Source organism: Nonomuraea sp. NPDC049655, from assembly GCF_044465465.1.
Taxonomy (GTDB): Bacteria; Actinomycetota; Actinomycetes; order Streptosporangiales; family Streptosporangiaceae; genus Nonomuraea.
On the sequence record NZ_JBITLS010000006.1, the window covers coordinates 144,668 to 169,535 of the forward strand.

General features: G+C 70.3%; 25 protein-coding genes and 1 pseudogene. 11 read left to right on the forward strand and 15 right to left on the reverse strand.

What is annotated here, in order from left to right:
* Positions 1–57: 57 nt before the first annotated feature.
* Both ACIBQ6_RS20505 and ACIBQ6_RS20510 read right to left on the reverse strand, forming a co-directional pair.
* Positions 58–708 carry a hypothetical protein gene (locus ACIBQ6_RS20505; protein ID WP_397213627.1) on the reverse strand — a complete coding sequence of 217 codons (651 nt, stop codon included), beginning with the start codon at positions 706–708 and terminating at the stop codon, positions 58–60.
* A 1-nt stretch (position 709) separates the two neighbouring features.
* Complete coding sequence (locus tag ACIBQ6_RS20510; protein ID WP_358290371.1) at positions 710–925, reverse strand: hypothetical protein; 216 nt, start codon at positions 923–925, stop codon at positions 710–712.
* A 667-nt stretch (positions 926–1,592) separates the two neighbouring features.
* Between ACIBQ6_RS20510 and ACIBQ6_RS20515 the strand changes: the two genes are divergently transcribed.
* Both ACIBQ6_RS20515 and ACIBQ6_RS20520 read left to right on the forward strand, forming a co-directional pair.
* The gene (locus ACIBQ6_RS20515) at positions 1,593–2,456 is read left to right on the forward strand and encodes a helix-turn-helix transcriptional regulator (protein ID WP_352319091.1); all 864 of its coding nucleotides are present in this window, start codon (positions 1,593–1,595) and stop codon (positions 2,454–2,456) included.
* A gap of 55 nt (positions 2,457–2,511) precedes the next feature.
* Positions 2,512–2,733: a DUF397 domain-containing protein gene (locus ACIBQ6_RS20520; protein WP_358290369.1), complete on the forward strand. Its 222-nt coding sequence runs from the start codon at positions 2,512–2,514 to the stop codon at positions 2,731–2,733.
* Positions 2,734–2,987: 254 nt separating this feature from the next.
* Here the strand turns inward: ACIBQ6_RS20520 and ACIBQ6_RS20525 are convergent, their stop codons facing one another.
* The gene (locus ACIBQ6_RS20525) at positions 2,988–4,397 is read right to left on the reverse strand and encodes an MFS transporter (RefSeq protein ID WP_397213630.1); all 1,410 of its coding nucleotides are present in this window, start codon (positions 4,395–4,397) and stop codon (positions 2,988–2,990) included.
* A gap of 109 nt (positions 4,398–4,506) precedes the next feature.
* Here ACIBQ6_RS20525 and ACIBQ6_RS20530 point away from each other — a divergent pair, with 109 nt between their 5' ends.
* The 4 genes from ACIBQ6_RS20530 to ACIBQ6_RS20545 all read left to right on the forward strand — a co-directional run bounded on the left by ACIBQ6_RS20530 (position 4,507) and on the right by ACIBQ6_RS20545 (position 7,671).
* Positions 4,507–5,334, forward strand: a complete 828-nt coding sequence (locus tag ACIBQ6_RS20530; protein ID WP_358290363.1) for a helix-turn-helix transcriptional regulator — start codon at positions 4,507–4,509, stop codon at positions 5,332–5,334.
* A 59-nt stretch (positions 5,335–5,393) separates the two neighbouring features.
* Positions 5,394–6,467 (forward strand): CapA family protein, encoded by a 1,074-nt coding sequence (locus ACIBQ6_RS20535; RefSeq protein ID WP_397213632.1) that lies wholly within the window; start codon positions 5,394–5,396, stop codon positions 6,465–6,467.
* 41 nt (positions 6,468–6,508) lie between these two features.
* On the forward strand, positions 6,509–6,664 hold the full coding sequence (locus tag ACIBQ6_RS20540; RefSeq protein WP_397213634.1) for a hypothetical protein: 156 nt from the start codon (positions 6,509–6,511) through the stop codon (positions 6,662–6,664).
* 416 nt (positions 6,665–7,080) lie between these two features.
* Entirely contained in the window at positions 7,081–7,671 is a 591-nt protein-coding gene (locus tag ACIBQ6_RS20545; protein ID WP_387678343.1) for a TetR/AcrR family transcriptional regulator, read from the forward strand.
* Between the two features lie 190 nt (positions 7,672–7,861).
* Here the strand turns inward: ACIBQ6_RS20545 and ACIBQ6_RS20550 are convergent, their stop codons facing one another.
* On the reverse strand, positions 7,862–8,155 hold the full coding sequence (locus tag ACIBQ6_RS20550) for a hypothetical protein (protein ID WP_358290353.1): 294 nt from the start codon (positions 8,153–8,155) through the stop codon (positions 7,862–7,864).
* A 173-nt stretch (positions 8,156–8,328) separates the two neighbouring features.
* Between ACIBQ6_RS20550 and ACIBQ6_RS20555 the strand changes: the two genes are divergently transcribed.
* Positions 8,329–8,859, forward strand: a complete 531-nt coding sequence (locus ACIBQ6_RS20555; protein WP_352357346.1) for a tetratricopeptide repeat protein — start codon at positions 8,329–8,331, stop codon at positions 8,857–8,859.
* Positions 8,860–9,012: 153 nt separating this feature from the next.
* Here ACIBQ6_RS20555 and ACIBQ6_RS20560 read toward each other — a convergent pair whose 3' ends face one another.
* From ACIBQ6_RS20560 to ACIBQ6_RS20590, 7 genes and pseudogenes are all read right to left on the reverse strand, one after another.
* Entirely contained in the window at positions 9,013–9,666 is a 654-nt protein-coding gene (locus tag ACIBQ6_RS20560; RefSeq protein ID WP_358290350.1) for a hypothetical protein, read from the reverse strand.
* Positions 9,667–9,884: 218 nt separating this feature from the next.
* On the reverse strand, positions 9,885–12,455 hold the full coding sequence (gene clpB, locus ACIBQ6_RS20565; protein ID WP_358290347.1) for an ATP-dependent chaperone ClpB: 2,571 nt from the start codon (positions 12,453–12,455) through the stop codon (positions 9,885–9,887).
* Between the two features lie 30 nt (positions 12,456–12,485).
* Positions 12,486–12,809 (reverse strand): annotated as a pseudogene (locus ACIBQ6_RS20570) (heat shock protein transcriptional repressor HspR); the annotation flags it as partial.
* 3 nt (positions 12,810–12,812) lie between these two features.
* Positions 12,813–13,994 carry a molecular chaperone DnaJ gene (gene dnaJ, locus ACIBQ6_RS20575; RefSeq protein ID WP_358290344.1) on the reverse strand — a complete coding sequence of 394 codons (1,182 nt, stop codon included), beginning with the start codon at positions 13,992–13,994 and terminating at the stop codon, positions 12,813–12,815.
* A 21-nt stretch (positions 13,995–14,015) separates the two neighbouring features.
* Positions 14,016–14,615 (reverse strand): nucleotide exchange factor GrpE, encoded by a 600-nt coding sequence (gene grpE / locus ACIBQ6_RS20580; RefSeq protein WP_357966251.1) that lies wholly within the window; start codon positions 14,613–14,615, stop codon positions 14,016–14,018.
* Positions 14,615–16,486 (reverse strand): molecular chaperone DnaK, encoded by a 1,872-nt coding sequence (gene dnaK / locus ACIBQ6_RS20585; RefSeq protein ID WP_358290341.1) that lies wholly within the window; start codon positions 16,484–16,486, stop codon positions 14,615–14,617. The genes grpE and dnaK overlap by 1 nt, the downstream gene beginning before the upstream one ends.
* A 359-nt stretch (positions 16,487–16,845) precedes the next feature.
* Positions 16,846–17,289: a hypothetical protein gene (locus ACIBQ6_RS20590; RefSeq protein ID WP_358290338.1), complete on the reverse strand. Its 444-nt coding sequence runs from the start codon at positions 17,287–17,289 to the stop codon at positions 16,846–16,848.
* A gap of 81 nt (positions 17,290–17,370) precedes the next feature.
* Here ACIBQ6_RS20590 and ACIBQ6_RS20595 point away from each other — a divergent pair, with 81 nt between their 5' ends.
* Positions 17,371–18,252, forward strand: a complete 882-nt coding sequence (locus ACIBQ6_RS20595) for a proline dehydrogenase family protein (RefSeq protein ID WP_358290335.1) — start codon at positions 17,371–17,373, stop codon at positions 18,250–18,252.
* A 39-nt stretch (positions 18,253–18,291) separates the two neighbouring features.
* On the forward strand, positions 18,292–19,086 hold the full coding sequence (proC, locus tag ACIBQ6_RS20600) for a pyrroline-5-carboxylate reductase (RefSeq protein ID WP_397213638.1): 795 nt from the start codon (positions 18,292–18,294) through the stop codon (positions 19,084–19,086).
* Between the two features lie 34 nt (positions 19,087–19,120).
* Here proC and ACIBQ6_RS20605 read toward each other — a convergent pair whose 3' ends face one another.
* The 4 genes from ACIBQ6_RS20605 to ACIBQ6_RS20620 form a co-directional block, all read right to left on the reverse strand.
* Positions 19,121–19,864 carry an ABC transporter permease gene (locus tag ACIBQ6_RS20605; RefSeq protein ID WP_358290332.1) on the reverse strand — a complete coding sequence of 248 codons (744 nt, stop codon included), beginning with the start codon at positions 19,862–19,864 and terminating at the stop codon, positions 19,121–19,123.
* The gene (locus tag ACIBQ6_RS20610; protein WP_364327378.1) at positions 19,861–20,751 is read right to left on the reverse strand and encodes an ABC transporter ATP-binding protein; all 891 of its coding nucleotides are present in this window, start codon (positions 20,749–20,751) and stop codon (positions 19,861–19,863) included. Before ACIBQ6_RS20610 ends, ACIBQ6_RS20605 begins: the two co-directional genes overlap by 4 nt.
* An 82-nt stretch (positions 20,752–20,833) precedes the next feature.
* On the reverse strand, positions 20,834–21,493 hold the full coding sequence (locus ACIBQ6_RS20615; protein ID WP_397213641.1) for a response regulator: 660 nt from the start codon (positions 21,491–21,493) through the stop codon (positions 20,834–20,836).
* Positions 21,490–22,539, reverse strand: a complete 1,050-nt coding sequence (locus tag ACIBQ6_RS20620; RefSeq protein WP_397213643.1) for a sensor histidine kinase — start codon at positions 22,537–22,539, stop codon at positions 21,490–21,492. Before ACIBQ6_RS20620 ends, ACIBQ6_RS20615 begins: the two co-directional genes overlap by 4 nt.
* A gap of 205 nt (positions 22,540–22,744) precedes the next feature.
* Between ACIBQ6_RS20620 and ACIBQ6_RS20625 the strand changes: the two genes are divergently transcribed.
* Together ACIBQ6_RS20625 and ACIBQ6_RS20630 are read left to right on the forward strand one after the other, a co-directional pair.
* The gene (locus ACIBQ6_RS20625; RefSeq protein WP_397213645.1) at positions 22,745–23,908 is read left to right on the forward strand and encodes an acetoin utilization protein AcuC; all 1,164 of its coding nucleotides are present in this window, start codon (positions 22,745–22,747) and stop codon (positions 23,906–23,908) included.
* A 52-nt stretch (positions 23,909–23,960) separates the two neighbouring features.
* Positions 23,961–24,743, forward strand: coding sequence for a phosphatase (locus tag ACIBQ6_RS20630; protein ID WP_358290319.1), 783 nt, complete (start codon positions 23,961–23,963; stop codon positions 24,741–24,743).
* The last annotated feature ends 125 nt before the right edge of the window (positions 24,744–24,868 follow it).

Sequence of the window (24,868 nt, forward strand, 5' to 3'; positions counted from 1 at the left end):
CGGGAGCCCCCGCGGTCCCCGGGGCCGTTCCTAGGGAGATGTCCCGCTTTCCCTAGGTCATCGGACGACCTGCGGCAACGCCGGCGACGTGCGCAGATCGTGCGGCTCCTCAAGGCCGGACCGCAGCGGCGTCCAGGAGCGGCGGCCGTACAGGCGGTCCAGGCCGGGAGCGGTCACGCCGGGCGGCTCGTCCCGCCGGACGATCTCCACCAGCAGCAGGTGTGCCCGGTCGCGGTGCCTGTGGACGGTCGCGCTCCTGGCCCAGCAGGCCGCCGCGATCTCCTCGGCGTACGCGTCGAACTCCTCGGCCGAGATGCCCGCCCGCGTCATGACCAGCGCCTTCTCACCCCTGGCCGACGGCGTGATCCAGAGCACCAGCGGGATCCGTCCCGACCGGGTGTGCATGGTCGTCTCCAGGCAGACCCGCTGCAGGCGGTGGCGGGAGACCACGCACCAGAAGTGGGCCAGGGCCCGGTTGCGGCCGGCCCTGGTGGCGGCGGGCACGGAGACGGCGCTGCTCAGCAGGACGAACGGCACCCAGTGGCCGCCCCGCGCGGCGGCCGACAGTGCCAGGGCCAACAGCCCCAGCCCGCCGAGCGCCATGAGCTCGCTGCGGACGCGCCAGATCCGCGTCAGCGGGCCCCCGCCGCCCGCGCCCGGGAGGTCCTCGACGGCCGGGTAGATCTGGTTGCGCGGGTTCCTCGACACGTCAGGACACCTCCTCGGGCACCCGTGACGCCACCGTGAGCTGGTCGAAGCGCGGGTCGCGGTAGGCGCGGGCGCCGAAGCCCGTCCTGGTGACCGTCCAGCCCCGGTAGATGGCGAACTCGTCCGGCTCCATGCAGATCTCGCGGTCCGTCCATGCGATCAGATCCCGGATCCGGGACTTGATTCGGCCGAGCCCCTTGGTACCTTGTGAGTACATAGAAGACCCCTTTCGCGGCATTTCCAGAGGTGGCTTCTTCGCCGGGTCGCAGGTCGGGTCCCGTCCCGCCGCAGGGTGGCAGCCCATATGCGGCGAACGCGGATCCGGTCTCGGCCCGGCAATTTCTTCGTGCTCCGATGAGCGACACGCTTTTCAGGCGATGGGACGGTCCTTCCGGCAAGCGGCCTCCCTTGGGTGGACATTCGTATCCGGGACGGCTCCGTTGCCGGTGAGGCGGCCCTCGCGCGGGCGCCCGATCGTGAGCGGAGAGCCCGGCGTGCGGGGCCGTTTCGTCATCCCGGCCTCCCCTCGTCGGACGAGAACCCTCCTGGCTCGATCGTCCTCCGCGTTCGGTGATGCTGCAATACATCGAGCAAGGGAAGAATTAAGTTTCTTCGCAGATTGCTGTTCTAGTTGCCGTGCAACTTGCACGCGTTCTGTCGAGGGCACACGAGACCTCCGGGACGGCCGTAAATCCTCCCCCTGACCTCTATACCTACGTGAAGCCTTGTCTTGCTACCACGCTCTCTCCGTGAAAGCCTTCGGGCAACCCCATGCGGCAGAGTTCGTGCAAGTTGCAGTGTAAGATTGAGTGAACGGCCCACAAACCGGGTTGCCAAACGATCCGTTCCCGCCACACCTTCATTCCCGACAAGGAGAGTGGACGGTGCCATCGCAGCAGGGCAGTCCGACAGTGCGCAGGCTCCGCCTAGGCCAGGAGTTGCGCCTCCTTCGCGAACGACGGAAGTTCACCGGGGCCCGGGCGGCGCGCGAGCTCGGCTGGTCGGCCAGCAAGGTCAGCCGCATCGAAGCCGCGAAGACCATGCCCAGCGCCGCCGACATCAAGGCGTTGGGCGAGCTCTACAGCCTCGACGGCGACAGACTTGACGAACTCTTCGGCCTCCTGCGAGATGCGGAGCAGCGCGGGTGGTGGGAAGATTATGAAGACTCCCTTCCCGAGGAGTACATCAGGCTTCTCGGGCTGGAGGCGGAGGCGACGGTTCAGCGCAACTGGGAACCCCAGTTGGTGTCCGGTCTCCTCCAGACCGAGGACTACGCGCGAGAGGTCATCCTCTCCGCGCGCGGAATCGTCCGGATCACGCACAGCGGCGTGCGCAGTCGCGTCGAGGCCCGCCTCGACCGGCAGCAACGGGTTCTGCACCGGCCCGATCCCTGCCGCCTCAACGTGGTGCTCGACGAAGCGGTGCTGATGCGGCGCTTCGGGGAGCCCTCGGTCATGCGGGAGCAGATGGAACACCTCATCGAGGTCTCCCTGTTGCCGCACGTCAACGTCCGGGTGTTGCCGCTGGACTCGCTCCATCCGGTCAATACCGGGGCGTTCATTCACCTGAAGTTCACCGGTTTCGACGATGTCGTCTATTTGGAGCACTTGTACACTGCTCACTTCGTGGAGGACCTCGAACGAGTCGCCGGTTATGAGAACGCTTTTGACCACATGTGGGCAGAGGCACTCGACGAGGACGAATCCCGCGTACTCATCCAACGCAAAGCCATGTTGTGGCGGCGCTAGAGCGCGGTCTCAGTAGGCGGGCAATGGGGCCCGCTTATATCCTTTTGGGGAGAAAATGCACACCAGTACGATCCCGAGCTGGCGAAAGAGCACCTTCTGTAATGGTGCGACCGCTTGTGTCGAGGTTGCTCCGCTGGCAGACGGCAACGTCGCCCTGCGGGACAGCAAGGTGGAGGACGGCCCCGTGCTCGTCTTCACGCCGTCCGAGTGGGCCGCCTTCACGGCCGGCGTGCGCGACGGTGAGTTCGACCTGGACTCCCTGGCCGCCAGCGCGTGAAAAGCGGCCCTGGCGCGTTGGTGGCACAACCTCTAGCCCAGGGCCGCTCCGGACGAGGCCGAGACGGCCACGACCGTACTTCGGTCGCCCAGCTTGTGAGCAGTGAAGACGCCTGCATCATCGCATGAGGATCACCCGGGTGATCAAGGTCTGCGCCCGCCCGAGGTGACGAACGGCCCTGGCCCTTGCGCCGCCGAGCCCCAGGGCCCCTCCCTCCCCGAAGCATCGCGTACGCCCGTGCACCGGACCGACGGTCAGCGCGTGGCCCGGCGGCGGATCAGGAAGAGGCTGCTCAGGCCCGCCAGGACGGCCAGGCCCGCCATCGCGACGGCGGCCATGAGGGAGGCCGAGACGGTGCCGTGGCCCTGGCTCAGCGAGATGAACAGGGTGCCCACGGTCGAGACGCCGATGACCTGGCCGAGCTGCATCACGGTGAGCAGCGCGCCGCTCGCGTCCGCCGCGTACGCGCCGTCCACCTGCTCGGTCGCCATGTTGGTCACCGCCACCTGCACGCCGAGCCCGGCGCCGATGAGGGCGCTCATGACGGCGTACAGGACGCCGCCGTCGGCGGCGAGGCCGAGGCCGAGGTAGGCGGGCGCGGCCACCACGTAGCCGACCGGGACGAGCGGGCGCTGCAGCCCCGCCGGCAGCCGCGGCCACAGCAGGCCGACGATGCCGAAGGCGAGCGCGCACGGCACCAGCATCATGCCCGAGCCGAGCGGGGACAGGTGCAGGTCGCCCTGGAGGTGCAGGGCCGAGGTGAACAGGAACGCGCCCCACGTCGCCGGGCCGAACAGCAGGATCGCCAGGCCGGGACGCATGCCCGGCGCGGCCAGCACCTTGGCGTCCACCAGCGGACGCCCGCCCCGGCCGGTCACCCAGCGCTCGACCCGGACGAAGGCCACGAACATCACGGCACTGAGCCCCATCGACACCCAGCCCCAGACGGGCCAGCCCAGGTCACGTCCGAGCACCAGCGGCACCACGAACAGCAGCACGGCCGCCGACAGGGTCACCAGGCCCCACGGGTCGAGCCCGGTCCTGCCGCCGCCCTCGTCGGCGGGCAGGGCGCGGAACCCGATGCCGAGCAGCACCGCCCCGACCGGCACGAGCACCAGGAACACCACCCGCCAGCCGGCGCCGAAGCCGAGCAGGATGCCGCCGAGCGCCTGGCCCACGACGATGCCGCCGCTGATCACCAGTGACCAGAGCCCGATCGCCCGTCCGCGGGCCGCGCCCTGGTAGTTGCGCTGGATCAGGGTCAGCACCTGCGGCATCATCATGGCCGCGCCGGCGCCCTGGGCGAGGCGGAAGCCGATCAGCCAGCCCGTCGAGGGCGCGAGACCGGCGCCGAGCGTGGTGACGGTGAACACGGCCAGACCGCCGAGGAAGGCGTTGCGATAACCGAAGAGGTCGCCGATCCGGGCGCCGGTGATCAAGAGGACGGCATAGACAATGGTGTAACCGGCGACGATCATCTGCAGCCCCGCGCCGGAGGAGTGCAGGTCCGCCTCGATGGTCGGGGTGGCCACGTTGACGATGTTGACGTTGAGGATGGCCAGGAACTGCCCGACGAGGATCACTGCGAGGAGCAGACCGCTGGCCTTGGCCCTGTCCGGTGGGGTGACCTGGACAGGAGTGGTGACAGTGGCGGATTCGGTCATGTGTTTCATTATTGTGCGAATCCGATACCAGTAACGAGAGTCCCTTTATACTGGTATTGGCGGCACCTGGATAAGTGTGCGCGGATGCCCCCATAGTGGAGGTGTGACCGTGACCGAGGCAAGACGTACGGATCTGGCGGCGTTCCTCCGGACCCGCCGGGAGCGCATCACCCCCGAGATGGTGAACCTCGCGCCGGGCCCCCGCAGGCGTACGCCGGGGCTGCGCCGCGAGGAGGTCGCCCAGCTCGCCGGGGTGGGCGTCACCTGGTACACGTGGCTGGAGCAGGGCCGGCCGATCAACGTCAGCGGCCAGGTGATCGACGCCGTCGCCCGTACGCTCATGCTGGACAACGCCGAGCGTCAGCACCTCTACCGGCTCACCGGCCAGGCCGAGCCCCCCGCCGTCGCCGACGCCAGCCGCATGCCGCCCGAGATGCAGGGCATCCTCGACCAGCTCGGCGACATGCCCGCGTCCGTCACCAACAGCCGTTCTGACCTGCTGGCCTGGAACGCCGCCTACGCCACCCTGTTTCCGCACGTCGTCGAGGCCCCGGACGGCGAGCGGAACTCGTTGTGGCAGACGTTCGTCAACACGCACGCCGCGACCACCCTCGTGAACCGCGAGTCGGAGCTGCCGCGCGCGGTCGCGGTCTTCAGGGGCGCCTACAGCCGGCACGCCGACGACCCCTGCTGGCAGGACTTCGTGCGGCGGCTGAGCGCGGAGAGCGCCGAGTTCGCCCGCATGTGGGCCCGGCAGGACGTGGCCGAGCCGGGCCCCCGCGTGAAGGTCTTCAAGCACGAGGTCGCCGGCGACCTCCGCTTCAGCACGACCAGCCTGAACGTCTCCGCCACCCCGGAGACGCGGCTGATCGTCTACAGCCCCAAGGACGACGCCACCAGGTCCGCTTTGACCTGGTTGATGGGTACCAAGTCCTAATCCGCCGCCCATAGAATGCTCGATCCGTAAAAGTCTGGATCGAGCGGAAATGGCGGTAGATGAGACTCCCCCGTGTCCTACCGGTGCTGGTCGTCGCCGCCTCCCTCGCGGCATGTTCGTCGGCACCTGACAAAGAGCCGCAGAGCAAGCAGGTCGAGCAGCAGGCGGCCGGGTCGCCGAGCTCGAAGCCGAAGCCCGCGCGCCGGCCGTTCACCATCTCCTTCGGCGGCGACGTGCACTTCGAGGGCGTCCTGCGCGGCAGGCTCGCCAACCCGGGCACCGCCCTCGGACCCATCGCAAACGTGCTGCGCAAGGCCGACCTGACGATGGTCAACCTGGAGACCGCCATCACCACGGCCGGGACGCCCGCGCCCGGCAAGCAGTTCACCTTCCGCGCGCCGGCGACCGCGTTCAACGCGCTCAAGGCGGCCGGGGTGGACGTCGCGTCCATGGCCAACAACCACGGCATGGACTACATGGAGAGCGGCCTGGCCGACTCGCTGGCGGCCATCAAGCGCAGCAAGTTCCCCATCGTGGGCATCGGGGCGAACGCCGCGCAGGCCTACAAACCCTTCCGCAAGACGGTGAACGGCAACCGGGTGTCGATCATCGGCGCGACGCAGGTGCTCGACGCCGAGTTCATCCAGTCGTGGACGGCCACGGCCGACAAGGGCGGACTGGCCTCGGCCAAGGACGAGGCGAGCCTGCTGAAGGCGGTACGCCAGGCGCGCAAGAACTCCGACACCGTCATCGTGCACCTGCACTGGGGCACCGAGATGCAGAAGTGCCCCAACGAGGCCCAGCGCTCGCTCGCCCCCAAGCTGGTCGCGGCGGGCGCCGACGTCGTGGTCGGCGGGCACGCGCACATCCTGCTCGGCGCCGGATACCTGGACAACGCCTACGTCAGCTACGGCATGGGCAACTTCGTCTTCTACAACTCCACCCCGGGCACCACGGGCAGGACGGGCGTGCTGACCTTGACGATCAACGGCCGCAAGGTGCTCAAGGACCAGTGGACCCCGGCCACGATCCAGGGCGGCATCCCGATCCCGATGACGGGCACGGCCAGGACCCAGGCCGTGAGCGACTGGAAGGCGCTGCGCACGTGCTCGGGACTGGCCGCGCGGCCATGATCGATCCATCCTCTGGACAGCCCGTCCAATAGGAGGTCGCCATGCGGCAGGTCGAGTCCGGCGGGGTGCGGCCGGCGGCGACCGCCCGGCGGGCCGGTCGGCCGTGGCGCCGCACGGCCGAGGCCGGTCGCTGGACGCAGCGCAGCCACCCGCGCGACGACGGCGCGGCCCGGCGTCGCCGATATCGCTCGAATTGAAGATTATTCGCGAAATATCGTCTCGCAATATAGTGTGCCGGGATTGTGTCGAACAATATGACGGTCCCCGTCGGGGAACGTTTATCGAACATATCATCGGCGGGGTGTTATCCGGGGCCTCGTCTCGCAGGAGTCGCGCCGGGCCACCAGGCGTCCGCGCTGGGCCGCGGGTCGCGCGGCGGGCCGGATTCGGCGCGCCGACCAGTACGGAAATTCGGTTATGCCGGCCCGTGGATTTCGCCACGGGCGACCCGGCGGGCAGTCATCCGAGAAATCCCGCAAATGAGTAGGTAACGATCGTGCAGACGAGAGAAGATGAATCCGTGTCTTCGCCGCAAATGGATGATGACTGCGTCCACCCCAAAGCTCTCCGGCGGCAGCCGGCCCAACGCCGCAGCGCCCGGCGCGTCGAGCGCATGCTCGACGCCTGCGCCGAACTCCTCGACGAGACCGGCTACGAGGCCCTGTCCACCACCCGCATAGCCGAGCGGGCAGGCGTCGCGATCGGTTCGGTCTACCAGTTCTTCCCCGACAAGCGGGCCATCACCCAGGAGCTCACCCGGCGCAACGTCGAGCAGTTCGTGGCGCGGGTGGGGCTGCGGTTCATGGAGGAGGAGTACCGCGGCTGGTGGGAGGCCGTCGACGCGATCATCGACGAGTACGTCGACATGCACCGCACGGTCCCCGGCTTCCGGAGCCTGCACTTCGGCGACGTCGTCGACCTCAACCTGCTCGACTCCGACTCCGAGAACAACACGGTCATCGCGGGCAGGCTGCGCGGCCTGCTGCTCAAGGAGTTCGGCCTGGCCGACAGCGAGACGCTCGACCTGGCCGTGCTGGTCGCGGTCGAGGCCGGCGACGCGGTGCTCAAGCTGGCCTTCCGGCGCGACCCCGCCGGCGCGCCCGACATCATCGACGCCGCCAAGCACCTGATGCGGGGGTTCCTGTCGCGTCAGCTCAAGTCGTGGTCGCCGCACGTGCTGACCGAGGGCGAGGGGGGACGCTGACCGAGATCTGGGCATGACAGCGACGAACGATCGTCACTGTCCGTCACGGGTCTTCTGGAGGTGAAGATGTACGATCTTCCGCCGTCCGCCTTCAAGCGCAGTGCCCCCTACGACCCCCGCCACAGGCGTGGGCCGGTCCGCGTCGCGCTCGGGCTCGCCCGGGCCGTGCGGTCCGTGGTCGCCGGCCGGATCACCGGGCCGTACCGGCGATGACCGGCCGCCGGGCGCCGGGCGCGGCCCGCTGCCGCGCCTCGGGCACCTGCTGGATGCGCGGCGTCACCGGCGTACGCAGGCAGGGCAGGGGGAACGACACCGGCCGGACGTCCCGGGCCTGCCGGACGTCGAGCCTGGCCTGCAGCGCGTGCAGGTTGCGTTCGGCCGTGCGGATCGCCTCCAGACGGGCCGACAGGTACCCCGCCACGCCGGGCCCGAGGGCCGAGAGAACGACGGCGCAAGCCAGCGTGAAGGTCATCTGCCTGGACATGCCCATTACAGCCCCCTCCGCCCGCGTACCGCAAAGCATGCCGTATATGCCCGCTGACCTGCGCATACACGCGCAGCGTGACCAGCCTTGGACGAGACGTTGCCGAATTTGCATGTGACCGGCGATGCGCATTGACCGGGCAAACCGCCTGGCGGCTCGGTAGTCTCGCGGGTGTGGCGCATGTGACCCGAGAGCACCTTGATCGTCTGCTGGAGCAGGCCCTGCTGGCCGACGACCACAGTTCCTTGGCCAGTCGGCTGTACGACGTCGCGCTCGGTTATTCGTCCGGCGACGTCTCCAGGGCGTCCATCCTCGTCCTGGCCGCTGAGGAGTGGCGAGCGGCGGGACAGCCCGCACGCGCGATGGAGTGTTTCCAGCGCGCCGTGGAGGACGGCGGCGACGCGGGCTTCGACCCGCGCGCGGGAATCGCCGACACCCTCTTCGAGCTCGAACGGCCCGACGAGGCCCGGGAGCTCATCGAGACCATCCGCGCGGAGGGCGACGTCTCCACGGCGACGGCCCACACCATCGCGGAGACCCTGGTCGCCTACGGCGATCTGCGGGGCGGCCTCGAATGGGCCACCCAGGCCGTGCTGGGCTGCGAGGAGGGCGACCCCGAGCAGGTGGCGCTGCTGCGGACGCGATACCGGATCAGGGTCGACCTCGGCCTTCCGGAGGACGAGCTCGACGAGCTCGTCTCCTAGTCGCGGGGGCCGGCCGGCGGGCCCCCGCGCGGGGCCCGGCTTGTCGCGTGCCCGCGAAGCCGGGCCGGAGGGGCCGCGACAGTGCGCGGCCACGGCCCCTCCGGTTGAGGAAGCCGGGCGCGGCAGGCACGACCCGCGCCCGGACACATTGGCTCAGTGCAGGTCGAGACCGGGCAGCAGGCGGCTGAAGCCGTCGATCGCGGGGTAGCCGCCGGGCAGCGTCGAGGCGCCCTCGATGCTCTCCACGGCCCTGGGCAACAGGTTCGAGATCAGATCGCCGCCGACCTCCCGCACCGGCTGCCGCGCCCGGCCCGGCGACTTCGCGGCGCGGGCCGAGGCCGGGGCGGTCGGCCTCTCGCCGAGCGTCGTCTCGGCCGGCACCCGGGCCGCGACGGGCGCCTGCGGCAGCGCGGGGAGGGCGGGCAGCGCGGGCACCTGCAGCGTCGTGGCCAGATCACGCATCCCGCTGTTGCCGGAGGCCGCGGGGAACAGCGCGGGCGAGGCGCTGTTCAGCGAGGGCATGCCCCACGTCGCCCCGACGCCGCCGAGGTCGGCCAGCGGGCCCATGGCGGACCTGGCGGCCGCCAGACCCGTCAGGCCGAGCCGCCTGGCCATGTCGCCGGCGGCCATGGCCAGCTTGCCGACCTCCTCGGTGACGACCCGGTGGCCGTTCGTCCTGCCCTCGTTGAGCTGGAGCTTGGCGTGGCCGTCGCAGTACGAGGCGACCGCCTCGGATCGCGGCCGGCAGGTGTCGGCCACCGAAGGACCGGCGACCGGCCAGGTGACGCCCACGGTCAGAACGGCCACCGTGAGGATGCTTCGGATCTTACGAGATGACACCGCACGTCCCTCTGATCGGAATCGGTGATCTGACGAACGCCGAAGCTAGCCACCTGTCCGGCCGGTCGCGTGCGGCTTGTCCGAAGGGTGGCGGGAACCTTACCCCGCGGCGACGGGATATGACCCTGGCATGACATGCCGGAGCCCGGAGATCCGCGCGGATCTCCGGGCTCGACGGCGCCGCCTCAGCCGCGCTGGATGAGCAACTCGTCGTCGCCGAGCTCCACCCTGACCTTGTCGCCGTCGGCGATCTCGCCGGACAGCACGGCCTTGGCCAGCTTGTCGCCGATGGCCGACTGGACCAGGCGGCGCAGCGGACGGGCGCCGTACAGGGGGTCGTAGCCGGTCAGCGAGAGCCACTCGCGGGCGGCCGGGCTGACCTCCAGCGTCAGGCGTCGGTCGGCCAGCCGCTGGGCCAGGCGGTCGACCTGGAGGTCGACGATCTGGGCCAGCTCCTCGGAGCCGAGCGCGTCGAAGAGGATGACGTCGTCGAGCCGGTTGAGGAACTCCGGCTTGAACGAGCCGCGCACCGCCCCCATGACGGCCTCGCGCTTGGCGTCGTTCTCCAGCTTCGGATCGACCAGGAACTGCGAGCCGATGTTGGAGGTCAGGATCAGGATCGTGTTGCGGAAGTCGACCGTGCGGCCCTGGCCGTCGGTCAGCCGTCCGTCGTCGAGCACCTGGAGGAGGATGTCGAACACCTCCGGGTGCGCCTTCTCCACCTCGTCCAGCAGCACCACCGTGTACGGCCGCCGCCGGACGGCCTCGGTGAGCTGGCCGCCCTCCTCGTAGCCGACGTAGCCGGGAGGCGCGCCGACGAGCCTGGCCACGCTGTGCTTCTCGGAGTATTCGCTCATGTCGATGCGGGTCATCGCCCGCTCGTCGTCGAACAGGAACTCCGCCAGCGCCTTGGCCAGTTCGGTCTTGCCCACACCGGTGGGCCCGAGGAACAGGAACGAGCCCGTGGGACGGTCGGGGTCGGCGATGCCGGCCCTGCTGCGGCGCACGGCGTCGGAGACGGCCTGTACGGCCTGCTGCTGGCCGATGAGCCGCCGGCCCAGCTCCTCCTCCATCCGCAGCAGTTTGGCCGTCTCGGCCTCCAGCAGGCGGCCGGCGGGGATGCCCGTCCAGGAGGAGATGACCTCGGCGATGTCGTCGGCGCCGACCTCCTCCTTGACCATGGCGTTGTCCGGCGGCGCGGCGTCGGAGGCGGCCTGGAGGGCCTGCTCCAGCCGGGGCACCTCGGCGTACATGAGCCGGGAGGCGGCCTCGAAGTCGCCGTCGCGCTGGGCCCGCTCGGCCGCGCCCCTGGCCTCGTCGAGCTGCTTCTTCAGCTCGCCGACCTTGTTGAGCCCGGCCTTCTCGTGCTCCCAGCGGCCGACGAGGGCGTTGAGCTCCTCCTGGCGGTCGGCCAGCTCCTGGCGCAGGCGGTCGAGCCGCTGGACCGACGCCTCGTCGGTCTCCTTCGTCAGGGCCAGCTCCTCCATCTTCATGCGGTCGACGCTCCGCTGGAGCTGGTCGATCTCCACGGGACGGGAGTCGATCTCCATGCGCAGCCGCGAGGCGGCCTCGTCGACCAGGTCGATGGCCTTGTCGGGGAGGAAGCGGTTGGTGATGTAGCGGTCGGACAGGGCGGCGGCGGCGACCAGCGCGCCGTCGGCGATCTGCACCTGGTGGTGCGCCTCGTAGCGGCCCTTGAGCCCGCGCAGGATCGCGATCGTGTCCTCGACCGTGGGCTCGCCCACATAGACCTGCTGGAAGCGGCGTTCCAGCGCGGGGTCCTTCTCGATGCGCTCGCGGTATTCGTCGAGCGTGGTCGCGCCGATCATGCGCAACTCGCCGCGGGCCAGCATGGGCTTGAGCATGTTGCCGGCGTCCATGGCGCCCTCGGCGGCCCCCGCGCCGACGACGGTGTGCAGCTCGTCGATGAACGTCACGATCTGCCCGTTGCTCTCCTTGATCTCGGAGAGGACGGCCTTGAGACGCTCCTCGAACTCGCCGCGGTACTTCGCGCCGGCCACCATCGCGCCCAGGTCGAGCGAGATCAGCCGCTTGTTGCGTAGCGACTCGGGCACGTCGCCGGCCACGATGCGCTGGGCCAGGCCCTCGACGACGGCGGTCTTGCCGACGCCGGGCTCGCCGATCAGCACCGGGTTGTTCTTGGTGCGGCGGCTGAGCACCTGGACCACGCGGCGGATCTCCGAGTCGCGGCCGATCACCGGGTCGAGGCCGCCGCCGCGGGCCCGCTCGGTCAGGTCGACGCCGTACTTCTCCAGCGCCTGGTAGGTGTCCTCGGGCGTCTCGCTGGTGACGCGGGCGTGGCCGCGTACCTTCTCGAAGGCGTCGAGCAGCGCCTGCGGGGTCGCGCCCTGCGCCTTGAGCAGCTCGGCCATCGGGCCGCCGTCGGCCGCCAGGCCGACGAGCAGGTGCTCGGTCGAGACATAGAGGTCTTCGAGGCGGTTGGCGTGCTGGGCGGCGGTGTTCATGACGGTGAGCAGCTGCCGCGAGCTCGACGGCGCGCCCACTGTCGCGCCCTGAGCCTTCGGCAGCGCCGCGAGCTGCTCCTCGACGCGCGCCCGCAGCGTGCGCCAGTCGGCGCCGACCGCTTCGAGCAGCGGCACGGCCGTGCCGCCCGTCTGGGAGAGCAGCGTGGAGAGCAGATGGGCCGGAGAGATCTCCGGGTTGCCCTCGGCGGCGGCGCGCCGCATGGCACCCGAGAGAGCTTCCTGGCTCTTCTGGGTGAGCTTGTAGTCCATAACCTAGGCCCCCGGTGGCAGCTCGTAGCGGATCAGCGCCCTGACCATCCGCATCTCGGCGCGCAGGCGGTGAACCTCCTCACGCAGCCGCAGAGCTTCGTTCTCGAGCTCGAGGATCCGCTTGATGCCCGCGAGGTTGATGCCCTCCTCCTGGGAGAGCCGCTGGACCTCGCGGAGCTGGATGATGTCTCTTGTGGAGTAGAGGCGGCCGCGCCCGGCGGTGCGGCCCGGGCTGACCAGGCCGAGCCGGTCGTACTGGCGCAGCGTCTGCGGATGGAGCCCGGAGAGCTGCGCGGCCACCGAAATCACATAAACAGGCGTGTCGTCGGACAGGTCGAAGTAGTTGGCGTCCATCGGCTACTCGCTTCTGGCTCGCTGAATGAGATCGGCGCGCGGGTCGTCGCCCGCGGTCGCGGTGTTGAACTCGGTGAGGAGCTCGCGCGACTTGTCGTCGAGCGTCTTCGGCACGAGCACCTCGACGCTGGCGAGCAGGTCACCCTTGGTGCCGTCCTTGCGGGTGACGCCTCTGCCCCGCACGCGGAACGTGCGGCCGTTGGGCGTGCCCGCCGGGACGCGCAGGGTCACCGGCATGCCCTTGAGGGTCGGCACCTTGATCTCGGCGCCCAGCGCGGCCTCCGAGAACGTCACGGGAACCGTGATCGTGAGGTTGTCGCCCGTCCGGCCGAACACGTGGTGCGGCTTGACGTGCGTCAGGATGTAGAGGTCGCCGGCCGGGCCGCCGTTCTCGCCCGGCGCGCCCTTGCCCTTGAGCTTGACCCGCTGCCCGTCGGCCACGCCGGCGGGGATCCTGGCCTGGATCGTGCGGGTGCTCTTGGCCCGGCCGTTGCCCTCGCACACGGGGCAGGGGTCGTCCACGAGCAGCCCGCGGCCCTTGCAGTCGCGGCAGGGCTCGGAGAAGGCGAAGTTGCCCAGGTTGCGGCTGGCCGCGCCAGTGCCCTCGCAGGTGGGACAGACCCGGGGGGTCGTGCCCGCCTTGGCGCCGGTGCCGCTGCACGCGGTGCAGGCGGCCGAGCTGGTCAGCCTGAGCGAGACCGTGGTGCCCTCGACGGCCTCGGTGAACGAGAGCGTGACCTCGGACTCGACGTCCTGGCCGCGGCGCGGTCTGGTCGCGCTCGTCGTGCGGGTGGAGCCCCCCGCCCCACCGCGGTTGAACAGCCCGCCGAACAGGTCGCCGAGCCGCTCACCGGCGCCCCCGCCCTGCTGGCCGGCGGTGCCGCCGAACAGGTCGCCGAAGTCGAACGGGAAACCGCCACCGCCGGGGCGCTGTCCGCCCACCCCGGACCCGAACAGCGTGCGCGCCTCGTCGTACTCCTTGCGGCGCTTGCTGTCGGACAGGATGTCGTACGCCTCCGAGACCTCCTTGAACTTGGTCTCCTTGGCGGCGTCGCCCTGGTTGGTGTCCGGGTGGTACTGCCTGGCCAGCTTCCGGTACGCCTTCTTGATCTCGTCGGCGGTGGCGGTCTTGGGCACACCAAGGACGGCGTAGTAGTCCTTTTCCAGGTAGTCCTTGGTGCTCATCTACGGCCCTTCGTCCTTTTGTCAGTTTGCTTCGTCGTCATTGGACGCGGGAGGAGCGTCCTCGGGCTCGGCCACCGCCACCCGCGCCGGGCGCAGCACCCGCTCACCCATCCGGTAACCGGGCTGCAGCACCTCGATCGCGGTGGGCTCGGTCACGTCGGGCGAGTAGCTGTGCATCAGCGCCTCGTGGACCGTCGGGTCGAACGGGTCGCCCTTCTGGCCGTAGGCGCTGAGGCCCAGCTTGGTGAGCACCGACTCCAGCGACTCCGCCACCTTCGCGAAGCCACCGGTCAGCTCGCCGTGGTCACGGGCCCGTCCGATGTCGTCGAGCACAGGGAGGAGCTCGGTCAGCGCGCCGGCGACGGCCTGCTCGCGGACCGCGACCCTGTCGCGCTCGACCCTTCTGCGGTAGTTCGTGTACTCCGCCTGGAGGCGCTGGAGGTCGGCGGTCCGCTCGGCGAGCTGGGCCGCCAGCTCACCGTCGTGGGCCGCCGCCGGCGCCTGCTCGGCGGGCGCCTCGGGCTGCTCGCCCGAGGTCTCCCGAACCTCGCCCGTCTCCGGGTCGATCTTGCGCTTGTCGCGGATCACCGGCTCCTCGTGCCCGTTGTCGCGCGCCGGCATCACTGGTCCTTCTTCGGCTGGTCTTCGTCGACGATCTCGGCCTCGACCACGTCGTCGTCGGCCTTGGCGCCCTGACCGGCCGAGGCGTCCTGCGGAGCGCCCTCGGGGCCGGCCTGCTGGCCCTGGCTGGCGGCGTAGATGGCCGAGCCCATCTTCTGGCTGACCGTGGCGAGCTTCTCCGCGGAGGTGCGGATGACGTCGGTGTCGGTGCCCTCAAGAGCCTTCTTCAGCTCCGACAGGGCGTCGTTGACCTCGGTCTTGATGTCGCCGGGGACCTTGTCGTCGTTCTCGCGGAGGAACTTCTCCGTCTGGTAGGCCAGACCGTCCGCGTTGTTGCGGACCTCGGCCTCCTCGCGGCGCTTCTTGTCCTCCTCGGCGTACGACTCGGCCTCGCGCATCATGCGCTCGATGTCGTCCTTCGGCAGCGCGGAGCCGCCGGTGATGGTCATCGTCTGCTCCTTGCCCGTGCCCAGGTCCTTGGCGGAGACGTTGACGATGCCGTTGGCGTCGATGTCGAAGGTGACCTCGATCTGCGGGATGCCGCGCGGCGCCGGGGCGATGCCGGTCAGCTCGAAGGTGGCCAGCTTCTTGTTGTACGAGGCGATCTCGCGCTCGCCCTGGTAGACCTGGATCTGCACCGACGGCTGGTTGTCCTCGGCCGTGGTGAAGACCTCCGAGCGCTTGGTCGGGATCGTCGTGTTGCGCTCGATGATCTTGGTGAAGATGCCGCCCTTGGTCTCGATGCCCAGCGACAGCGGGGTCACGTCGAGCAGGAGGACGTCCTTGACCTCGCCCTTGAGCACGCCGGCCTGGAGAGCGGCGCCGATGGCGACGACCTCGTCGGGGTTGACGCCCTTGTTGGGCTCCTTGCCGCCGGTCAGCTCGCGGACGAGCTCGGTGACGGCGGGCATGCGGGTCGAGCCGCCGACGAGCACCACGTGCGCGATGTCGGAGACCTTGATGCCGGCGTCCTTGATGACCTGGTGGAACGGGCCCTTGGTGCGCTCGAGCAGGTCGGCCGTCAGGCGCTGGAACTCGGCCCTGGTCAGCTTCTCGTCGAGGTGCAGCGGGCCCTCGGAGGAGGCGGTGATGTAGGGCAGGTTGATGTTGGTCTCGGCCTGGCTGGACAGCTCGATCTTGGCCTTCTCCGCGGCCTCACGCAGGCGCTGGAGGGCCATCTTGTCCTTGGCGAGGTCGACGCCGTGGGCGTTCTGGAAGCGCTTGACCAGCTCGTCGACGACGCGCTGGTCCCAGTCGTCGCCACCGAGGTGGTTGTCGCCGGAGGTGGCCTTGACCTCGACGAAGCCGTGGCCGTCCTCCTGGCCGACGTCGAGCAGCGAGACGTCGAAGGTGCCGCCGCCGAGGTCGAAGACCAGGATCGTCTGGTCCTGCTCCTTGTCGAGCCCGTAGGCGAGGGCCGCGGCGGTCGGCTCGTTGATGATGCGCAGAACGTTGAGGCCCGCGACCGTGCCGGCCTCCTTGGTGGCCTGGCGCTGGGCGTCGTTGAAGTAGGCCGGGACGGTGACCACCGCGTCGGTGATCTTCTCGCCCAGGTACGCCTCGGCGTCCTGCTTCAGCTTCTGCAGCACGAAGGCGCTGATCTGCTGGGGGGAGAACTTCTTGCCGTCGATCTCCTGGGACCAGTTGGTGCCCATCTCGCGCTTGACCGAGCGGATCGTCCGGTCAACGTTGGTGACGGCCTGCCGCTTGGCGACCTCGCCCACCAGGACCTCGCCGTTCTTCGCGAAGGCGACCACGGACGGCGTGGTCCGCGAGCCCTGCGCGTTGGCGATGACGGTGGGCTCACCGCCCTCGAGGATCGAGACGACGGAGTTGGTCGTCCCAAGGTCGATACCTACCGCACGTGCCATGAGTACGTCCTTGTAGTCAAAGTTGAGTCGGTTGGACTCAAGCTACGGATTCGTGTCGTCTTTGTCAAACGACTTGAGCCTACCCGACTCAACCCCTGTGAGCGTGCCAGCATTCCCGACAATCGGGCACCAAACCGTGATTCTCCACAACCCGCGTAACGGGGGCGGGCGCTCGGTGGTTCCACCTGATCACCAGGTCGGCCGCAAGGATCAGTGGTTCCCGTGGGACCACGCCGCGGGTCCCTGCTCCGGTGGTCGCAGACGGAGGGCAAGCTGGACTGCCGGGACCATGGCGTTCCCGGAGTCGTCTCGCCACGAGGGCGCTGGAGGACGGCGCGGCGCTGCCGGCGCCTCGGACGCTAGGGCTTCGCGCCGTCGACGAGCTTTCGCTTGCCGAGGGCGTGCTTGAGCTTGACGGTCGTGGTCTTCTCCAGGGCCAGCATGATGCAGGAGACGTCCTTGGCCTTCGGGGACGTGCCCTCGTACAGGGTGATGGTGACCTTCTTGGCGGTCTCCTTGACCTTGACCTTGTCCAGCACGGTGCACGGCTCCACGCCCGACCACCAGGTGAGCCTGACCTGCTTGCCGCGTGAGAGGGCCGTGGCCTTGGTCCAGCGGACCTTGTGCACGTTGATGGCGTCGCCGGTGGGCTTGACCGGCTCGGGGGCCTTGCTGGGGGCGGTGGTGACCGGTGTCACGACGTGCTCGGCGGGCGTCTGCGGCAGCGGACGGGCGGCCGGCGGCGATGTGGCACAACCCGTCGCGAGCACCAGAGAACCGGCGAGAAGAGTCGCTGTCGTCATTGTGCGCATATCCATAAGACGAAAAGGGCAGGTCCGCGGTTCAGCGATATACCCGGGAAGTGGGCGGTTAGTGTGGGTCACGTGCTCCGTCAGGCAATGCTCGCCGTCTCCAAGAGCGAACGCGCCGAACGCGTCATCACCACATCGCCGCTGACCAGGGACGTGGTCAAGCGATACGTCGCCGACGACGTCGGCGCGGTCATCCGCGGGCTGTCCCACGAGGGCCTGCTCGTGACCGTCGACCACCTGGGCGAAGAGGTGACCGACAGGAGACAGGCCGAGGCGGCGGTGCGCGAGTACCTGTCGCTGCTCGACCGGCTGCCGCCGGGCGGCGACGCCTCGGTCAAGCTGACCGCGCTCGGGCTGCGGCTGTCGGAGCAGGTCGCGCTCGACAACGCGGCCACCATCTGCGAGGCGGCGGCCGCCCGCGGCATCACGGTCACGCTCGACGCCGAGGAGCACGACACGATCGGCGGCCTGCACTTCGTGCACGCCACCCTGCGCAAGGAGCACCCCGACGTCGGGATCGTGGTCCAGGCGTACCTGCCCGACGCGCTCGAACGCTGCGAGAAGCTGGCCGGCGCCCGCGTACGGCTCTGCAAGGGCGCCTACACCGCCCCCGGCGCCTACAGCAGGCCGGCCGACGTCGACCGCTCGTTCGTCCGCTGCCTCAAGATCCTCATGGCGGGCACCGGCTACCCCATGATCGCCACGCACGACCCCAGGATGATCCAGATCGCCTCCACCCTGGCCGTGCTCGACGGCCGTGACGTCAACGGCTTCGAGTACCAGATGTTGTACGGCGTGCGCCCCGGCGAGCAGCGCCGTCTGGCCGGGCTGGGCGGCCAGGTGCGCGTGTACGTCCCGTACGGCGCCGACTGGTACGCCTACCTCATGCGCCGCCTGGCCGAACGCCCTCGCAACCTGGCGTTCTTCCTCAGATCGCTGCTGTCGCGGGGCTAGTAGGCTGGGCCGGCGTCCGTTCCCCTTCGAGAGGTCGAGATGATCGCGATTCTGGGCACCGGCAAGATGGGCGAGGCCCTGCTGTCCGGGCTGCTGCGCGCCGGGTTCAAGCCGGGCGACATCATGGCGACCAGCCGCCGTCCGGAGCGGGCGCAGGCGCTGCGCGAGACGTACGGCGTGCGCACGGTCGACAACGCCGAGGCGGCCAAGTCGGCCGACACCCTGATCCTGGCCGTCAAGCCTCAAGACATGGCGACCCTGCTGGCGGAGATCGCCCCCTACGTCCCGGCCGACCGCCTGGTCATCACGGCGGCGGCCGGCATCACCACCGCGTTCGTCGAGCAGCGGCTCGGCGTCGAGGTGCCGGTGGTCCGGGTCATGTCCAACACGCCGATCAGGTTCGACGAGGCGATGAGCGTGATCTCGGCGGGCGCGCACGCCGGCGAGGAGCACCTCAAGCTCACCGAGGGCCTGCTCAAGCCGGTCGGCAAGGTGCTGCGCATCCCCGAGTCCCAGCAGGACGCCGCGACCGCGCTGTCCGGCAGCGGCCCCGCCTACTTCTTCTACCTGGTCGAGGCCATGGTCGACGCGGGCATCCTGCTCGGCATGCCGCGGGCCGCCGCGCTCGACATGGTCACCCAGTCGATCGTCGGCGCGGCCGTGATGCTGCGCGACTCCGGGGAGCACCCGGTGATCCTGCGGGAGGCCGTCACCTCGCCGGGCGGCACCACGATCGCGGCCATCGCCGAGCTGGAGCGCCACAGCGTGCGCGCCGCCTTCCTGGCCGCCATCGAGGCCGCCCGCGACCGGGGGCGCCAGCTCGCCTCGGGCTGACCGGCGGCGGGGGAGCCCGGCCGCCGGGTGCGGCTCAGGCGTCCCGCCGCTGCAGGAGCACGGCGCCCGCGGCCACCGCGACGGCGACCCACAGCGCGTAGACGCCGAGCCCGCTCCACGGCCCCAGCGGGTTCCCGGGCTGGTCCAGCACGATCTCCATACCGGCGTTGGTGGTGAAGTGGTCGGAGACGGCCTTGCCCCACTCGCCGGGCAGCGCGTTGGTGAGCTGCGGCAGCACCATCATCAGCGCGATGGCCGAGACGATCGCGCCCGGCGTGTGCCGGATCACCGTGCCGAGCCCCAGCCCGAACAGGCCGCAGGCGGTGAGGTAGAGCCCGGCCCCGAACACCGACTGCGCCGCGGCGCCCACGTCGACCGAGTCAGGCCGGAGGATCGCCACGCCGACGGCCACCGCGGCGGCCGCCGCGACCGTGGAGACGACCAGCGCCGTCACGGTGAACACCACGATCTTGCCGGTGAGCAGCTTCAGCCGCCTCGGCACGGCCAGCAGCGACGTGCGGATGCCGCCGGTCCGGTATTCGCTGGAGATCACCAGCACGCCCAGCGTGGCCATGGACAGCGCGGCGAACATGATGCCGGTCAGGCTCGTCATGACGGCCTGGTCACCGGTGATGGGCTGCCCGTCGGCCGTGGCCTTGGACGCGACCGACAGCAGCCCGCCCAGGCCGATCAGGAGCACGGCGGTGACGGCGAGCGTCCACACCGTCGAGCGCACCGAACGGATCTTGGTCCATTCGGACCTCAGGATGTCGGTCATGACGAGTACTCCACACTGTCCTTGGTGAGCTCCATGTACGCCGCTTCGAGCGAGGGCTGCACGAACGTCAGCTCCTCCAGGGGGATCCCGGCCCGAGCGGTCAGGGTGCCGATCTCCAGCGTGCTCATCGCGGTGACGCGCAGGTGGTCGGGGTACAGGTCGCCCACCTTGACCAGGTCGGCGACCTCGGCCAGGCGCGGGGAGCGCACCCGTACGTAGCCCTGCGAGCTGCGCCCGATGAACTCCTGCACGCTCGTGTCGGCGATCAGCCGGCCCCGGCCGATCACGATCAGGTGGTCGGCCGTCTGGGCCATCTCGCTCATGAGGTGGCTGGAGACGAACACCGTGCGCCCTTCGGCGGCCAGCTTGCGCATGAACGTGCGGATCCACAGGATGCCCTCGGGGTCGAGCCCGTTGACCGGCTCGTCGAAGAGCAGGATCTCGGGGTCGCCGAGCAGCGCGGCCGCGATGCCGAGGCGCTGCGACATGCCGAGCGAGAACCCGCCGATCCGCCGCCGCGCCACCTCGCGCAGGCCGACGGCCTCCAGCACCTCGTTCACCCGGCCCGCCGGGATGCCGTTGCTCTGGGCGATGGCCAGCAGGTGGTTGCGGGCGCTGCGGCCGCCGTGCACGGCCTTGGCGTCCAGCAGCGCGCCCACCTTGCGCAGCGGGTGCCGATGCTCCTGGTACGGCCGCCCGTCCACCAGCACGGACCCGCCCGACGGCCGGTCGAGGCCGAGGATCATCCGCATGGTCGTGGACTTGCCGGCGCCGTTGGGCCCGAGGAACCCGGTCACCTGGCCGGGCTCGACGTCGAACGACAGGTCCGCGACGGCATGGGTGGCGCCGTAGCGTTTGCTCAGATTGGTTGCGCGAATCGCCGTCATGTCACCAAGCGTGCCGCCCGGGGCCTGCCGTTCTCTTCGGCCGTGAGGACGTTCTTGCCGGGCGCGGCCTGGGAGCCTGGTCCTAGTCTCCAGGTTTGATCAGCGCCGCCTCGTAGGCGACGATCACGGCCTGCGCCCGGTCCCTGACCCCGATCTTGGCGAACAGGCTGGTCACGTGGTTCTTGACGGTCGAGGGGGAGACGGCCAGCTGCCCGGCGATCTCGGTGTTCGACCGGCCTCTGGCGATCAGCACGAGGATCTCCCGCTCGCGCTCGGTCAGCGCGTCCAGCACGGGCGGCGCGGGCGCGGCCGGCGGCCTCGACGCGCGGACGAACGTGCCGATCAGCCGGGTCAGCAGCCGCGGCGCGACCGCCGACTCGCCCCGGTGCACCACGCGCACGCCCTCGATCAGCTCCTCCGGGGAGACGTCCTTGGGCAGGAAGCCGCCGGCGCCCGCCCGCAGCGCCGCGAGCACGTTCTCGTCCAGGTCGAAGGTGCTCAGCGCGAGCACCCGCACGCCCGGCAGCTCCGAGGTGATCAGCTCGGTGGCCCGCACGCCGTCGAGCCCCGGCATGTGCAGGTCCATCAGCACCACGTCGGGACGCAGCCGCCGGCTCAGCTCGACGGCCCGCTCGCCGTCGCCGGCCTCGCCCACCACGGACAGGTCGGGCTGCGCGTCGAGCATCAGCCGGAACCCCTTGCGGACCAGCTCGTGGTCGTCGACCAGCAGCACCGTGATCATGTTGCCTCCAAGGGGATGCGGGCGTGCACCCGGAATCCTCCCCCGGGACGCGGGCCGGTCGAAAGCCGGCCGCCGCACAACGCGACCCGCTCGGCCATGCCGCCCAGCCCGAACCCCGGCGCGCCGCCCTGCTGCGGCACGCCGTCGTCGAGCACCTCGACCTCCACCGCCTCGGACCCGTAGGCCAGGCGCACGCTGGCCCTGGCGCCGGCCGCGTGCTTGCGGGTGTTGGTCAGCGCCTCCTGCACGATCCGGTAGACGGCGTGGTCCACGGCCGAGGGCAGCGCCACCGGCTCGCCCGTGACGGTCAGGCTGGCGGGCAGCCCGGCGCTCCTGGCCTCGCCGATGAGCGCGGGCAGGCGGTCGGCCCCCACGCCGGTCGCGGCGTCCGGGCCGTCGTTGCCGTCGGCCCGCAGCACGTGCAGCAGCCGGCGCATCTCCGACATCGCCTGGCGGGCGGTCTGCTGGGCGCTCTCCAGCGCCTCGCGGGTGACCTCCTGCTCGGGCGCGAGCGTCGCCCGCGCGCCGCCGACCAGGGCGTTGATCACTGTGATGTGGTGCGCGACGACGTCGTGCAGTTCCCTGGCGATCCGCCGCCGCTCGGCCTGTACGGCGGCGTCGGCGGCCTCCAGCCTGCTGCGCTCGTTCAACTCGGCCCTGGCCTTGACCAGCGCGCCGATGCCGGCCGGGATCGCGACGACGAAGGCGCCGGCCAGGAACTGCCCGAGGCCCGGCCCCTTGATCTCCATCACCGTGCCGTAGACCACGATCCCCACGACCGTCATGACCAGCGGCGGACGGCCGGAGGAGTGCCGCACCAGGCTGTAGAAGGCGATGCCCTCCGGGATGGTGGCCGACGTCACGAGTCCGGCCGCGATGCCGACCACGTCGAACGCCGTGACGGCCCCGGCCACCAGCACCGGCCTGCTCCGGCGGACCAGCAGCAGCACGCTGGTCAGCAGGAAGTGCGCCGACCCCAGCGCCCCGTCGGCCCCCGTCTGGACGGACGACACGATCACCCCGAGGCTCGCGAACAGGGCGAGCACGACCACGATCGTGGTGTCGAAAACCCGGGGACGTCGGAAGAAATGGAAGATTCTGCGGAAAGGTCGCGCCCAGCGCACCATAAAACACTAAGTCACGAAATTTCTGATGCGACCGAGACCGTCCCCGACGATCACCCGGGCTACAACCGGAACAGGGCGCTGCGGTAACGTCGGCGCAAGGTGAGGGACGCGCGGAGGGCGGGGCATGAGCCGAACGGCACGAGTCATCTGGGACGACGCTCTCACCTCCTACAACTTCGGCCCGAGCCACCCGCTGGCGCCCATCAGGGTCGAGCTGACGATCGCGCTCGCCCGCGCGCTCGGCGTCCTCGACAAGGTCGAGATGGCCGGCTGCGCGCCCGCCGGCGACGACGAGCTGGCCATGGTGCACGACCGCGGCTACATCGAGGCGGTCAAGGGCGTCTCCGTGGCTGGCGTGCCCGACCTGCGGGCGGGGCTCGGCACCACCGACAATCCGGCCTTCAAGGGCGTGCACGAGGCGTCCGCGCTGATCGCGGGGGCGTCCCTGGCGGCGGCGCGCGCGGTCTGGGAGGGCGCGGCCGAGCACGCGGTCAACGTCGCGGGCGGGCTCCACCACGCCATGCCGGCCGCGGCCAGCGGCTTCTGCGTCTACAACGACCCGGCCCTGGCCATCGCCTGGCTGCTGGAGCAGGGGGACACGCGGGTGGCCTACGTCGACGTCGACGTGCACCACGGCGACGGCGTGCAGGCCGTCTTCTACGACGACCCCCGGGTGCTGACGATCAGCCTGCACGAGAGCCCGCGCACGCTGTTCCCGGGCACCGGCTTCCCGCACGAGACCGGCGCGGAGGGCACGGCCGTCAACGTGGCGCTCCCGGCCGGCTGCGGCGACTCCGGCTGGCTGCGCGCCTTCCACGCGGTCGTGCCGCCGCTGCTGCGCGAGTTCGGCCCGGAGATCCTGGTCACCCAGCACGGTTGCGACAGCCACGCGCTCGACCCCCTCGCCAACCTCATGCTCAGCATCGACGGCCAGCGCGCCGCCTACGCGGCCCTGCACGACCTGGCGCACGAGACGGCGGGCGGCCGGTGGATCGCGGTGGGCGGCGGCGGTTACGAGCTCGTCCAGGTCGTGCCGCGCATCTGGACGCACCTCATCGCCGAGGCCGCCGGCCATCCCGTCGATCCGGCCACGCCCACCCCCGACGCCTGGCGCCAGTACGTCAGGGAGCGCACCGGCGAGGCGCCCCCGCTGACCATGACCGACGGACGCAACCCGGAATTTCGCGACATCTCCGGCGGTTATGACCCAGCGGACCCCATCGACCGTGCGGTCATGGCGACCCGGCAGGCGGTGTTCCCTCTGCACGGCCTCGACCCGATGCCCTGACGACCGCCCCGACGACGCTCGACGTCCTCGATGCCCCTGATGAGGAAGACCTGTGCTGAGCCGCGACGAACTCCGCCGACACCTGATCCACAGCCGTATCGCCGGTGACGTCGCGACGTCGCGCGAGAACAACCTCGACCACTACAGCTCGCTGGCCAACCGCGACCCGTACTACATGCTCGGCCTGACGTTCGAGCAGCCGTGGACCTTCCGGGACGTCCTCGACCTGATGGCCAAGTCGGCCGGCGTGGTCGCCGATCCCGGCCACCGCCGCGGCCAGGACACCATCGACCCCGACCTGACGATCGACGCGATCGACGCCATGGCGGCGCGCATCGCGTCGGTGCTGTCGCGGCCGGCCCCGCGGGTGCTGTTCGCCACCGGCCACCCGACCGGGCTGCTCGCCGTCCACCTGCCGCTGGCCAGGTTCGCCGTCGAGCGCGGCGCGACCCTGCTCACCCCGGCCGAGGGCTGGACGTACGCCGGCTCCGGCTTCGGCCGTCCGCGCCGCATCCGCTACCTCCAGGACGTCGCCATGCTCGACGACCGCGGCGGCTTCGTGCACACCCACGACTCGGCCCCGATGCGGCACATGCTCGACGAGCTCGAAGGCGGGCTGCCCGACCTGGTGATCGCCGACCACGGCTGGGCGGGGGCGGCGGGCGAGGCGGGCGTGCCGACGGTGGCCTTCGCCGACAGCAACGACCCCGGCCTGTTCCTCGGCGAGGCCGAGGGAAAGATCGACGTCGTCGTGCCACTCGACGACAATGTGCTACCCCGCTATTACGCTCCGCTGACCGAGCGATTGGTCACTCTGGTCTCACGAGCCCTTTGAGTCGAAAACGGCCCTCCCCATACCGTCTTTTCGCGCCTGCATTCCAAGAGGCTCGCTGTCCCTTTGCCAACTTTTGATGGGGCTTGGGCGACTCTTATGTGTGGCAACTTGGACAGTTCCAAGGT